The sequence below is a fragment of the Curtobacterium sp. MCBD17_032 genome (assembly GCF_003234855.1).
Taxonomy (GTDB): Bacteria; Actinomycetota; Actinomycetes; order Actinomycetales; family Microbacteriaceae; genus Curtobacterium.
Genome location: NZ_QKTO01000001.1, coordinates 500,476 through 513,148, shown reverse-complemented (window position 1 = coordinate 513,148; position 12,673 = coordinate 500,476). Strand labels below are relative to the sequence as shown.

Genomic DNA, 12,673 nt, shown 5'->3' with positions numbered 1-12,673 from the left:
TGAGCTGGTCTGGTGTCCGCGGTGGGCCTACGGTTCCCCTGTGACCGCGCTCCTCCCCGCCCTCTCCGGCCTCGGCACCGGCCTGGCCCTCATCGTCGCGATCGGGGTCCAGAACACGTACCTGCTGCGGCTCGCGGTCGGCGCGCGGCTGGCCGTGGTGGCGGCGGCCGTCGCCGTGTGCGCCCTGTCGGACGCGGCCCTCATCGTCGCCGGGGTGCTCGGCGTCGGCGCGGTGGTCGAGCGCGTGCCGGCGGCACTGCTCGTCATCCGGCTCGTCGGGGCGGCGTTCCTGCTCACCTACGGGGTGTTGGCCGCCCGACGGGCGCTCCGGCCGTCGGGCGATGCGATCCGGGTGGCGGACCGTGTCGCGGAGGACGGGGTGCCCGGCGCTGCCGTGGTCGCGACGGCGGTGGGGGCCGACGTGACGACCGGCTCAGCGGACGCTGCCGGCACGGACACCGACCGGGGCCGGGTGACCGGCGCGGGCGCGGCGACCGGCGCGACCGACCCGCACGTGGGCGCGGACACCGGCCGGGGCCGGGTGACCGGCGCAGGCGCGGCGACCGGCGCGGCCGATCCGCACGTGGGCGCGGACGTGAGCGCGGGCACGGTGGGGACCGACAGCGCGACCGGCGCGACGGACGCTGCAGACGCGGCCGACGCCGCGGCACCGGGGTGGACGGTCGCGAGCGTGTCGGCTCTCCCCTCGGCAGCGGGCCCCGCCCTGGAGGCTGCACCCGCCTCGGCGAGCCGCACCGCGCCTCCCGGCCGGGTCGGTCCGGGCGACCGCGGTTGGCCGACCATGCGGGCCGCGGTCCTGACGATGCTCGTCTTCACGTGGGCGAACCCGCACGTGTACCTGGACACGCTGGTGTTCCTCGGGTCCGTGGCGAACCAGCAGGGCGTCGACGACCGGTGGTGGTGGACCGCCGGCGCGGTCGGAGCGAGCTGCCTCTGGTTCGGTGCGCTCGGGTTCGGCGGACGGCTGCTGCGACCGCTGTTCGCGCGACCGGTGACGTGGCGGGTGTTCGACGCCCTCGTGGCCGTCGTGATGCTCGCGTTCGGCGTCACCCTGTTGCTCGGCGCCTGACGCCGGTGCGGGTGCCGGCCGCCCGCAGTGCGGCGGCCGCCCGCGGTGCCGGCCCGCGGTGTGGACTGGCGCGGCACAACGAGGACCGGCTCGAACCGCGGGATGCCGTGGTTCGAGCCGGTTCTCGTTGTGCTGGTCCGGTTGGCGCCGGGCCGTCAGTGCTCGCCGCGACCGACCCGGCTGTGGCGACGGCTGTAGCCGAAGTAGATCGCGAAGCCGATGGCGAGCCAGACGACGAAGCGCACCCAGGTCTCGACCTCGAGGTTGAGCATCAACCAGAAGCACAGCACGGCGGACAGGATCGGGATGACCGGCGACCAGGGCACCCGGAAGGCGCGGGGTGCGTCCGGACGCGACTTCCGCAGCACGATGATGCCGATCGACACGAGCACGAACGCGGACAGCGTGCCGATGTTGATCATGCCCTCGAGGTTCTCGACCGGCGTGAACCCGGCGAGGAACGCGACGACGATGCCCGCGACGACCTGCACCCGGACCGGGGTCTGCGTCTTCGGGTTCGTCACCGAGAACCAGCGCGGCAGCAGGCCGTCCCGGCTCATCGAGAACACGATGCGGGACAGACCGAGCAGCAGCACCATGACGACGGTGGTCAGGCCGACGAGCGACCCGATCGCGATGATCCCGGCCGCCCAGGGCAGACCGACGATGTCGAACGCCGAGGCGAGCGACGGGGCGTCCTCCTCGGCCAGCTGCCGGTACGACACCATGCCCGTGATGACGATGCTGACGCCGACGTACAGGAGCGTCACGATGCCGAGGCCGATGAAGATGCCGCGCGGCAGGGTCTTCTGCGGGTTCTCCGTCTCCTCGGCGCTCGTCGCGACGACGTCGAAGCCGATGAACGCGAAGAAGACCAGGGAGGCGGCGGCGAGCAGGCCGAAGACGCCGTACTGCGCGGGCTCGGACCCGGTGGCGAAGGACACGAGCGACTGGGTCCACACGCTGCCCTCGGCACCCTTGGCCGGCTCGGCGGCAGGGACGAACGGCGTGAAGTTCGCGGCCTTGACGAAGAAGGCGCCGACCACGATGACGAACAGGACGATCGCGACCTTGATGATCGTGATGACGGCGGACACCCGGCTCGACAGACGGGTCCCGAACGCCAGCAGCGCCGTGAACACGCCGACGATGAGCACCGGCCCCCAGGTGAAGCCGATCGGGCCGAGGGCGATCGTGCTCGGGAGCGTGATGCCGAAGACGTCGAACGCGGTGCTGAGGTAGATGCCCCAGTACTTCGCGATCACTGCACTGGCCGTGAGCGTCTCGAGGATGAGGTCCCACCCGACGATCCAGGCGAGCAACTCCCCCATCGTCGCGTAGGTGAACGTGTACGCGGAGCCCGCGACCGGGATCGTCGAGGCGAACTCGGCGTAGCACATGATCGCCAGGCCGCACGTGACCGCGGCGAGGATGAACGAGATGATGACGCCGGGTCCGGCGAAGTTGGCGGCGGCGTTCGCGCCGACCGAGAAGATGCCGGCACCGACCGCGACGGCGATCCCCATCGCGGCGATGTCGAACGTCTTCAACGAGCGCTTCAGCGAGCGCCCCTTCTCGTCGGCGTCGGCGAGCGACGCCTCGATGGACTTGGTGCGGAGGGCCATGGGACGTTCCCGTCATCGGAGCAGGCGGACCCGGGAAGGGTATTGGTGTACCGCGAGCGTCCGCAAATGGTCGCGCCCGTCAGGCGGGACGCCACTCCCGCAGGAAGCGCGCACCAGCCTCGTCGTGGATGACGCCCTCCGGCGCGGTGAGCACGGGGTACGGGGTCTCCGGGACCCCGTCGGCCGGCCGGACGTCGACGTGCGCGACCCGGTGGCCGTTCGCGTGCAGCCAGTCCGCCATCGCGTAGTCGCTCCGGGAGTCGCCGACCGTCCGCCACTCGAGCGGCAGGGCGCCGTCCTGGGCGAGGAGCTCCAGCGCACGCTCCGCACCCAGGTCCTTGCCGCTGCGGTCGGACTCGATGTCGGTCGAGATGATCGTGGGGTCGACGCGCCAGTCCACGGCGCCGTGCTCGTCCGGTCGGACGTCGTCGAGCCGACGGACGCCGAGCCCCCGTCGCTCGAGCGCCACCATCGCCTGTGCGTCGAACGTCGGCTGCCGGGCCAGGTAGGCGGCGTTCTCGACCTCGACCAGCTGCTCGATCGACACCATCGCCCGCTTCGTCTCGTCGAAGAACACCAGGTCCGCGTACTCGTTGCGGACCAGGTCGCGCATCTCGTCCGCGAAGTCGCGCGGCAGGGCCAGGTCCTCGGCGACGGTGAGTTCGCCCATGCCGTCCGGGAACTGCGGTCCGATCGAGCACCAGACCGCTCCCTTCTCGCAGACCGCGTGCACCCGTCCACCGGCGGCGAGGCCACCGGCGAGGAGCGGGCCGACGACCTGCTCGCGGATGAAGGCGTCGCTGCGGCCGGTGTTGAACACGATCGGGATGCCCTCCGCCGCGAGCGCGACGAGGTCCTCGATGATGCTCGGGATCGCGATCGTCCGCGAGAGCGGGCTGGCGATCGGGCCGTCGACGTCGAGCAGGAGTCCGAGGCGGGGTGCGTTCACCCGTCCATCCTGGCGCAGGTCAGTCCGGGTCGGGGGTGGGTCCGCCGAGCAGGAACGCGTCGACCGCTTCCCGGAGGACGCCAGGGTCGGGCACGTGCCCCTGCCCGTCGAGGACCACGGCGCGGGACCCGGGCACGCTCTCGACCACCGCGCGAGCAGCCGCACGTGCCCACACCGCCCCGGCGGTCCCCGCCGCGACCAGCACCGGGACACCGATCGCGGCGAGCACCCGCTCGGGCACGACGAGCCCGCCGAGGACCCGGACGTCGCGGCCGAGCACGCCGGCGTCGGCGAGCAGCGCCTTCCACAGCTTCGGCTTGAGGGGCACGGCGGAGACCTGGAGCATCGGCACGCCGAGCACGCGGGTCAGGTAGGCACGGACGGCAGCCGCTCGCCGTCCGCCGTCGATCATCTCGTCCAGGCGGTCGGCGAACAGGACGTCGTCCGCGCGGGCCTCGACGCTCGCACGGTAGGGCGGTTCGTAGAGGACGACGCGTCCGACCGGGACACCCGCGGCGACGGCGTGCAGGACCACGGCGGCACCCACGCAGATGCCGAGCAGGTCCACCGGTGCGCCAGCGTCCGCGACGACCGCCGCGAGGTCGTCGACCTCGCGCTCGACCGACCACGGCCGGTTGTCGCCGCTCTGCCCCCGCCCACGTCGGTCGTACGTGACGACCCGGTAGCGGTCGGAGAACGCCGCGACCACGGCATCGACGAACGGCGTGCCCCGGTGGTCGAAGGCACCACCGACGAGGACGAGCACGGGGCCGGAACCGCTCGACGAGACCGCGATCTGCGTGCCGTCAGCAGACGACACCGATCGTTCGGTGATGGTCGTCATGGCGTCCTCGTTCGTCCCCGACGTCGTGTGGTCCGTCCCCGGGCGCGTGCCACTGGTCGGTGGCGCGCGCAGCTCGGGCGACGCTGACCTCGGCCCCCGCTGGTCGTGGGCCACGCCGTCGTCGCGAGTCTGACAGGCGGAGCGCCGAGAGTCACCACCCGCGTCCTGGGGGAGCGCTCTGTGACTCCTGTGGACGCCGGACTCCTGTGGACGCCGGACTCCTGTGGACGCCGACGCGGGCTCCTGTGGACGCCGACACGCTCCCGTCGGCCGCGCCGCGGTCGGGCTCGGGGTCAGACGAGCGCGTCGACGCCCACGGACTCCCGTTCGAGCAGGGCTCGCTTGACGTCGAGGCCCCAGGCGAACCCGCCGAGGGAGCCGTCCGAGCGCAGGACCCGGTGACAGGGGACGAACAGCGCCGGGGCGTTCCGGGCGCAGACGCTCGCCGCGGCGCGCACGGCGTCCGGACGGCCCATCGCACTCGCGAACGCGGTGTAGGTCAGCGTCGATCCGGCCGGGATGTCCCGCAGCCGCCGCCAGCCCTCCGTGAAGAGGTCCGTGCCGACCTGGTGGACGGGGACCTGCATGACGTGGTCGGTCTCCCCCGCGTAGTACGCGTCGACCGCGTCCGCCGCGGCGACCCGCCCGTCGAGGACCCGCGTCGGCCGGTGTCGCTCGGCCACCCGGGCGAGGACCCGCTCGACGTCGGGGGTCCACCCCGAGGCGAGGACCCGACCGCGGTCGTCCTCGAGCACGGTGAAGGGTCCGTCGGGGGTGGTGAGGGTGCTGCAGACGGCGTCGGTCATCGGGGTTCCTTCCCGGAGGTCGTGGTGGTCGCCGCGGTCCGGTCCATCGCGCGATCGATGATCGGCCGCCAGCAGTGCATCGTCAGGTAGCTCCGCCAGGGGGCCACCCGTTCCGACCATAGGGAGAGCTCGCGCGCCGTCCCGGGCAGCCCGAGTTCCTGTGCACCGTTCCGGACCGCGAGGTCACTGTGGAGGAAGAGATCAGGATGGTGCCGGACCCGCAGCGCGACGTAGTCGGCCGTCCACGGGCCGATGCCCTTCACGGCGAGCAACCCCGATCGCAGGTCGTCGAGGGACTGCCCGCCGTCGACCACGAGCGACCCGTCCGCGAGAGCAGCCGCGACGCGCATGATCGTGTCGACCCGGGCAGCGGGGCCGCGGAGGACCTCGCCTCCACGCTCGGCGACGACGGCGGCCCGCGGGAACGTACGCGCCACGGCCGCACCCGGCACGAGGCCGCCCGACACCGGTCCGCCCGACACCGGTCCACCCGGCTCGAGGCCGCCCGACACCGGTCCGCCCGGCTCGAGGCCGCCCGACACCAGCCCGGCCGGCACCGGGGTGCCGAGCGCCGCCACGAGCCGGGTCTGCGCGGTCCTCGCCGCCGCGACGGACACCTGCTGCCCGATGAGCGTGCGGAACACGACCTCGTGCGGGTCCACCGCGCCGGGCAGCCGCATGCCGGGGATCCGAGCGACGACCGGTGCGAGTGCGGGCACCGCGGCGAGCGCGGCGTCCACCGCCACCGGGTCCGCGTCGAGGTCGAAGAGTGCTCGTACCCGGGCGACGAGCGTCGGCAGGTCGGAGAGGTCCGTCAGGCGCACGAGCAGGTCGATGCCGACGCGGCTCCTCGCTCCAGGGACGCGCTGCCGGCCGGCTCCCGACCCGGCCCCGTCGGGTGCCGCAGCCGATGCGCGGAACCAGGCCGGGCCTCCCGGCAGGTCCAGCACCCGACCGTAGGACGTGACCCGACCGTCTGCTCCGGTCTCGACCTGCTCCATGCCGGCGAGCGCGTGCAGCGCGTGCCACTCGAGCAGTCCCTGCACGTCGAACGGCGGCCGGGCCGGGAGGTGGACCCGCAGTGCACCGTCGGCGCTGGGCGCGGATCGCCGGTGGGCGCGGAGTTCGGTCGGGGTGAGCGCGAAGACCTCGCGCACGGTGTCGTTGAACTGGCGGATGCTCGTGAACCCGGACGCGAACGCGACGTCGGCGACCGACAGGTCGGACGCCGTGAGGAGCGTGCGGGCCGTCTGCGCACGGTGCGCACGGCTCAGGGCCTTCGGGCCGGCGCCGAGCTCTTCGGTCATGATGCGGTTGAGCTGCCGCTCGGAGTAGCCGACCCGGCGGGCAAGGCCCGGCACGCCCTCCCGGTCGACGACGCCGTCCACCACGAGACGCATCGCCCGTCCGGCGACGTCCTCGCGCAGGTCCCACTCCGGGCTGCCCGGGGTCGCCTCCGGCAGGCACCGGCGGCAGGCGCGGAACCCGGCGAGGTGCGCGGCGGCGCTGGTCCGGTAGAAGGTCACGCCGGTCGACCGCGGGGTCCTGGCCGGGCAGCTCGGCCGGCAGTAGATGCCGGTGGAGTGCACGGCGGTGACGAACTGCCCGTCGAACCGGGCGTCACGGGAGGCGGCGATGCGGTAGCGCTCGGCGTGCAGCGCATCGGCTCCGGTCGTCGTCATGCGGTCAGCCTGGCACGGGCCGGCGACAGGGACTGGCGGGTATCGGACATCACAGTGGGCCGGCAGGTCGGGAGCTGGCCCGACGAGACGCCGCCGCCTTCGGAAGACGCCGCCGCGTTCGGAAGACGCCGCCGCGTTCGCGAGACGCCGCCGCGTTCGGAAGACGCCGCCGCGTTCGCGAGACGCCGCCGCGTTCGCGAGACGCCGCCGCCTTCGCGAGACGCCGCCGGATCCGGCGGCGTCTCGCGGACGACGCGGCGTCTCGGACGGACGGGGGCGTCTCCCGCCTCACCGCGGGAGGCACGACTACCGTCGTCCGCATGGGTCCCGGTTCCGACACGGTCGCGTCCGATGCGCTGCCGCACGCCCGCGAGGTCGAGGTGGTGATGCTCCTCGCCTCCCGGCGGCACCGCTACGAGGGACGTCCGGCCGACGGGGCCGCTCCTCCGCAGCCGGGGGAACGGGAGCTCCGGGAACGGGTCGAGCTGCGGGCCGGACTCGGCATCGTCGGGGACCGGTACTTCGCCGCCCGGGCGCACGTGCACGCGACCGTGACGGTGATCGGCGTCGACGGGCTCGAACAGGTCGAGCGCGAGCTGGGCAGGCCGATCGACCTGGCGGCGACGCGGCGGAACGTGTTCCTGCGTGGCGTCGACGTCGAGGCCCTGCGCGGCGAGCCGTTCTCCCTCGACACCGGTGACGGACCCGTGCGCTTCCGCGGGTACCGACTCGCGAACCCGTGCGCGTGGATGGACACCGAGGTGGCACCCGGGGCGTTCCGCGCGATGCGCGGACACGGCGGGGTGCGGTGCGACCCGGAGTCCGACGGGGTGCTCACCCTCGGCACGGCGGTGCTCCGCACGGCCCACCCCGTCCCGGACGCTTGACCGCGACGAGGCCGCCGCAACACGCGACGTGGGCGGCATCCCGCAGCGGAGAACCGCTGCGGGACACCGCCCACGCCGGGTTGCGTGAGGGGTCAGACGAGCGCTGACTCGATCGCGTCGACGAAGGCCGGCAGGTCGTCCGGCGTGCGCGAGGTGATCACGGTGCCGTTCGTCGTGTCGACCTGGACCTCCTGGTCGACCCACTCGCCGCCGGCGTTGCGCACGTCGGTCTGCAGGGACGGGAACGACGTGATCGTGCGGCCCGGCAGGACACCGGCCTCGACCAGGGTCCACGGGCCGTGGCAGATCGCCGCGACCGGCTTGCCCGCCTCGACGAAGGCCTTCACGAGGTCGACCGCCGTGCTGTCCTGGCGGATGGTGTCGGCGTTGATCGTGCCACCGGGGACGACGAGCGCGTCGAAGTCGCTCGCGGAGACACCGTCGTAGGTGGTGTCGGTGTCGACGCTCTTGCCAGGGTCCTTGTCACCGACGAGGGTCTCGATCGAGCCGGACTCCTTCGCGGCCACGGTCACGGTGGCGCCACGCTCACGGAGCTGGTCGGTGGGGACGACGATCTCGTCCTGCTCCACGCCGTAGTTCGTCGCGATGACGAGGATCTTCTTGCCGTCGAGGGCTGCCATGGTCACTCCTTCCGCGGGCCGGGGTCTCCGGCCGCGGACACCACGGTCGTCGCTCGGCGCTGGGTGTGCTCGCAGTGCGCAGGCGGCATCCAGCGAGGGGTGCGCGGAGCGGACCGGAGGCTCAGCCGCGGATCCGGAACCCGTCGCCCTCCGGCGTGACCGTGATCCCGTCGTACCCCGTGATGCGCGGGAGGTCCGCGGCCACGTCGGTGGCGAGCGGTCCGACGGCGACCGTCGTCGCACCGGAGGCGACCGCAGCCTCCAGGCCGGCGGGCGCGTCCTCGAAGGCCAGGCAGTCCGTGGCGGCGAGCCCGAGCAAGGCGGCCCCGCGGAGGTAGCCGTCCGGGTGCGGCTTGCCGTGCTCGACGTCGGCGGCGGAGACGAACGCGTCCGGGACGGGCACGTCCGCGGCCCGCATCCGGTTCACGGCGAGGTCCCGCGGGGCACTGGTGACGAGCGCCACCGGCACGCCGGCGTCCCGCAGCCGTCGGACGAAGGCGCCGGCACCGGGGACCTCGACGATGCCGTCGGTGTTCTCGACCTCGTCGTTCACGAGCTCGAGCGCGACCCGGCGCTGCTCGTCCGGGGACAGGTCGGGCAGGAACTGCCGGATCGTGTCGATCGTCTGACGGCCGTGCGAGAAGGCGAGGATCGTCTGCGGGTCCAGGTCGTGGTCGGCGCCGAACCGTCCCCATGCGCCCTCGACGATCGCGGTCGAGTCGACGAGCGTCCCGTCCATGTCGAACAGGACCCCGGACACCACGACGTCGATCACGTGCCGACCCTACCGCCGGCCGTCCCCGTGAGGCCGGACGGCGACGGCGAAGACAAGCGCCGCCAGCAGGAGCGTGAGCGCTGCACTCCAGACGACGATCGGTGCCTCTCGGAGCGGCGGGAGGAGCCTGCCTGCGAGCATGACCAGAGCCGCTGCGATCGCGAGTACCGGTGGAACCATCCGTCGTGTCGTCTTCGTGGTGCGGGTCATCCCCGACTCGCCTTCCCCGCACAGAACGAGATCGTTCCACTGGTCACTGCGGACGCCGCGGTCAAGCAGGCGATGCAGCCGACACCAGCAGTCACGACACAGGCGGCCGAACAAGCGATCGACAGCGCGGTGATCGCCCATGCAGCAACACCGGCACCACTGAGGCACGACGAGAAGCGACTCCACCACGACGAGCGGACCACCGGCGCGGTCGCCTCCACGATCCGATCGATGCGGCGCGTGCCATCGACCCACGTTCGGAGGCGTCCGGAGTCTGCCGACCGAGGGGTGAGCACCATCTCACTCCACCCGAGCACCGTGTTCCCTTCGACCACGGCGGACAGGTTGGACTGCGGGAGCACCCCGGCTGAGGACGCGAACGGGATCCTGAGTACCGTCCCCCCGGAGGTACGGAATGCCCTGGCGGCCTCGACGTCGAGTTGCAGACCGCTCGCAGATCGACCCGATCGCTCCGTCCACGTCCCGACCGCAGTCGAGGTGGCCTCCTCCGACAGCGGCTTCCACGTCTCGGCTTCCCGCACGATGTCCTGGAGGTCCTGCTCCACCGACGGTGCGTCGCTCATCGCACTCGGAGCGTTGGTCGCGGTCGAGACCGCGGCGCTCGTCGGAGATGTACCGACCGAGAGTGTGGCGCCGACGGCGAGCACCGTGGAAGCGGCAGTCAGGAGCATGAGACGGGGCGGAACACTGAACGATGGCATGCACCGATCGTACTGAAATGGTACATGTCAGGCAACGATGCTGAGCGATCGGTCCAGCCGTAAGCCGTCAGCGCGCCCGCACGTACCTCGTGAGCAGCACGTCGCCCGCCCCGCGCAGCACGTGCGCCAACCGCATCCGCCGCAGCTCCGGGGACGAGCCGTGGACGATGCGCCCACCGGCCCCGCCCTCGAGCGACGGGTCGATCGACAGGCACAACTCGTCGACCAGGTCCGCCGCGACGAGCGAGCCGAGGAACGACGGACCGCCCTCGCAGTGGATGCGCGTGAGCCCCCGGTCTACGAGCACGGCGCGGGCGAGCACCGGGTCGACCGTGTCCTCGCCACAGGACACGACGTCGGCCACGGCCTCGAGGGCCCGGCGGCGCTCGGGGTCGGCTGCGGAGGTCGTGAGCACGATCGGCCGGGCGGGCGCCTCGGTGAACACGCGGGAGGCCGGGTCGAGGCCGAGCGACCCGGTGACGATCGCGAACACCGGGTGGTCGGCCGTCCCTCGCGCCCGTCGCCACGCCACGTCCGGGTCGTGCAGGACCATCGGCCCGTAGCCCTCGTCGCGCACGGTGCCCGCGGCGACCAGGATGACGTCGGCCGCTCGCCGCAGCAGGTCGAACACGCGCAGGTCGTCGTGGCCGCCGAGGGAGCCGGACCTCCCCGCCGCCGTGGCGGAGCCGTCGAGCGAGCTGACGAAGTTGACGCGGAGCCAGCTCCCGTCCGCGGTGCCCTCGGCGCCGTCCGTGTAGGCGGTGAGCAGGTCGTCGTCGGACAGGTCGGCGACGGAGCCGGGCAGGTGGGTCACGTGTTGTGCCTCGCTTCCAGCGGCTCCCGCCACCCGAGGACGGCCTCGACCATGCGCATCGCCTCGACGGCCTCGGGGACGTCATGCATCCGGACGATCCGCGCGCCGAGCACCGCGCTCATGGTCGCGGCGGCGAGGGACCCGGACAGGCGCTCGCCCCGCGGTCTGCCGAGGGTCTCCCCGACGAAGTCCTTGTTCGACACGGCCGCGAGGACGGGGTAGCCGAGCGCGACCACCTCCGGCAGGCGCCGGGTCAGCTCGAGCGTGTGCACGGTGGTCTTGTTGAGGTCGTGCCCGGGGTCGATGACGATCCGCTCCTCGGGGATGCCCGCGGCGAGCGCCCGGTCGACCCGGAGCCGGAGGAACGCCGCGACCTCACCGGCGACGTCGGCGTACTGCGGCTTCGGGTACTCCTGCCGGGGTGCGGCGAGCGAGTGGGTGATGACGACGGTGGCGTCCGAGTCCGCGACGACCTCGGCCATCCGCGGGTCCGCCAGCCCGGTGGTGTCGTTGACGACGCTGGCACCGGCGGCGATCGCGGCGGCGGCGACCTCCGGCCGGAAGGTGTCGACGCTGATCGAGACGTCTGACTGCTGCGCGACCTGCTCGACGACGGGCACGACGCGGTCGATCTCGTCCGCCGCGGACAGTTCGGGTCCGGGCGCGAACTTCACGCCGCCGATGTCGACCCAGTCGGCGCCCTGCTCGGCCGCGGTGACGGCGGCCGCGACGGCACGGTCGAGCGCGAAGGTGCGGCCCTGGTCGTGGAAGGAGTCCGGGGTGCGGTTCACGATCGCCATGACGGCGATGCGGGAGTCGAAGTCGATCGTGCGGCGGCCGATGGTGCGGACCGGGGCGCGCAGCTCGGGGACGACCCAGCCGGAGGGTCCGGACGGGAGGCCCGACGCGGGTCCGAGGCGCATCAGGCGTCCGTCCCGTGGCCGGCGTCGGCCGCAGCGGCCGTCCCGTTCCCGGTCCCCGCACCGATGAGCGCGATCGCCTCCGCACGGCCGGCGGCCTCGGACAGGATCCCGCTCGCCGCGACCGTCACGGTCGTGGAGCCCGTCTGCCGCTCGCCCCGGGTCGTCACGCACTGGTGCTGGGCGTCGAGGACGACGAGGACGCCGCGCGCCTCGAGGCCGTCCTGCACGGCGGCGACGACCTGCTCGCCGAGGCGCTCCTGCAGCTGCGGACGCGAGGCCAGGGCCTCCACCACCCGCGCGAGCGTCCCGAGGCCGATGAGCCGCTCCCCCGGCGCGTACGCCAGGTGCGCGGTCCCGAGGAACGGCAGCAGGTGGTGCTCGCACACCGACCGGAACCGGATGTCCCGCACGACGACCAGATCGCCCCGCTCCCCGTCCCCGGCGGGCACCGTGCCGTCCCGGGCGATCTGCGTCGCGTCGAGGTCGAGCCCGTGGAAGAACTCCGTGTAGGCGTCCGCGACCCGCTGCGGGGTGCGTTCGAGTCCTGGTCGGTCGGGGTCCTCGCCGATGCCCGCCAGCAACTCGCGCACGGCGGCCTCGACGCGGGCACGGTCCATGCGTTTCGTCACCCGCTCATCCAACACCGGTCGCGCGGTGCGGTCCTGACCGGAGAACGCGGTGCCGTACCCCGATCACCAGGAACGG

At 73.2% G+C, this 12,673-nt stretch carries 14 protein-coding genes; 2 read left to right on the top strand and 12 right to left on the bottom strand.

Annotation, left to right across the window (positions count from 1 at the left end; all coding sequences use genetic code 11):
* Positions 1 to 40: 40 nt before the first annotated feature.
* The gene (locus DEI91_RS02550; protein WP_111050773.1) at positions 41 to 1,090 is read left to right on the top strand and encodes a LysE/ArgO family amino acid transporter; all 1,050 of its coding nucleotides are present in this window, start codon (positions 41 to 43) and stop codon (positions 1,088 to 1,090) included.
* A 155-nt stretch (positions 1,091 to 1,245) separates the two neighbouring features.
* Here DEI91_RS02550 and DEI91_RS02545 read toward each other — a convergent pair whose 3' ends face one another.
* The 5 genes from DEI91_RS02545 to DEI91_RS02525 form a co-directional block, all read right to left on the bottom strand.
* Positions 1,246 to 2,715: an APC family permease gene (locus DEI91_RS02545; protein WP_111050772.1), complete on the bottom strand. Its 1,470-nt coding sequence runs from the start codon at positions 2,713 to 2,715 to the stop codon at positions 1,246 to 1,248.
* A gap of 79 nt (positions 2,716 to 2,794) precedes the next feature.
* Positions 2,795 to 3,664: a hypothetical protein gene (locus tag DEI91_RS02540; protein ID WP_111050771.1), complete on the bottom strand. Its 870-nt coding sequence runs from the start codon at positions 3,662 to 3,664 to the stop codon at positions 2,795 to 2,797.
* 19 nt (positions 3,665 to 3,683) lie between these two features.
* Positions 3,684 to 4,508, bottom strand: a complete 825-nt coding sequence (locus tag DEI91_RS02535) for an alpha/beta fold hydrolase (protein WP_111050770.1) — start codon at positions 4,506 to 4,508, stop codon at positions 3,684 to 3,686.
* Positions 4,509 to 4,801: 293 nt separating this feature from the next.
* Positions 4,802 to 5,314, bottom strand: coding sequence for a methylated-DNA--[protein]-cysteine S-methyltransferase (locus DEI91_RS02530; RefSeq protein ID WP_111050769.1), 513 nt, complete (start codon positions 5,312 to 5,314; stop codon positions 4,802 to 4,804).
* Entirely contained in the window at positions 5,311 to 6,996 is a 1,686-nt protein-coding gene (locus DEI91_RS02525; protein WP_111050768.1) for a DNA-3-methyladenine glycosylase 2 family protein, read from the bottom strand. The genes DEI91_RS02530 and DEI91_RS02525 overlap by 4 nt, the downstream gene beginning before the upstream one ends.
* A 320-nt stretch (positions 6,997 to 7,316) precedes the next feature.
* On the opposite strand from DEI91_RS02525, the gene DEI91_RS02520 reads away from it, so the two are divergent.
* Positions 7,317 to 7,883 carry a molybdenum cofactor biosysynthesis protein gene (locus DEI91_RS02520; RefSeq protein ID WP_111050767.1) on the top strand — a complete coding sequence of 189 codons (567 nt, stop codon included), beginning with the start codon at positions 7,317 to 7,319 and terminating at the stop codon, positions 7,881 to 7,883.
* Positions 7,884 to 7,975: 92 nt separating this feature from the next.
* Here the strand turns inward: DEI91_RS02520 and DEI91_RS02515 are convergent, their stop codons facing one another.
* The 7 genes from DEI91_RS02515 to folE all read right to left on the bottom strand — a co-directional run bounded on the left by DEI91_RS02515 (position 7,976) and on the right by folE (position 12,585).
* Entirely contained in the window at positions 7,976 to 8,524 is a 549-nt protein-coding gene (locus DEI91_RS02515; RefSeq protein WP_111050766.1) for a type 1 glutamine amidotransferase domain-containing protein, read from the bottom strand.
* 121 nt (positions 8,525 to 8,645) lie between these two features.
* Positions 8,646 to 9,299, bottom strand: coding sequence for an HAD-IA family hydrolase (locus tag DEI91_RS02510; protein ID WP_111050765.1), 654 nt, complete (start codon positions 9,297 to 9,299; stop codon positions 8,646 to 8,648).
* A 9-nt stretch (positions 9,300 to 9,308) separates the two neighbouring features.
* The gene (locus DEI91_RS02505; protein WP_110910547.1) at positions 9,309 to 9,509 is read right to left on the bottom strand and encodes a hypothetical protein; all 201 of its coding nucleotides are present in this window, start codon (positions 9,507 to 9,509) and stop codon (positions 9,309 to 9,311) included.
* Positions 9,506 to 10,093, bottom strand: coding sequence for a hypothetical protein (locus DEI91_RS02500; protein ID WP_146244176.1), 588 nt, complete (start codon positions 10,091 to 10,093; stop codon positions 9,506 to 9,508). Before DEI91_RS02500 ends, DEI91_RS02505 begins: the two co-directional genes overlap by 4 nt.
* 205 nt (positions 10,094 to 10,298) lie before the next feature.
* Positions 10,299 to 11,045 (bottom strand): pyrimidine reductase family protein, encoded by a 747-nt coding sequence (locus DEI91_RS02495; RefSeq protein ID WP_258374259.1) that lies wholly within the window; start codon positions 11,043 to 11,045, stop codon positions 10,299 to 10,301.
* Positions 11,042 to 11,968, bottom strand: coding sequence for a dihydropteroate synthase (gene folP / locus DEI91_RS02490; RefSeq protein WP_111050762.1), 927 nt, complete (start codon positions 11,966 to 11,968; stop codon positions 11,042 to 11,044). Before folP ends, DEI91_RS02495 begins: the two co-directional genes overlap by 4 nt.
* Positions 11,968 to 12,585: a GTP cyclohydrolase I FolE gene (gene folE / locus DEI91_RS02485; protein ID WP_110889562.1), complete on the bottom strand. Its 618-nt coding sequence runs from the start codon at positions 12,583 to 12,585 to the stop codon at positions 11,968 to 11,970. Before folE ends, folP begins: the two co-directional genes overlap by 1 nt.
* Positions 12,586 to 12,673: the final 88 nt, after the last annotated feature.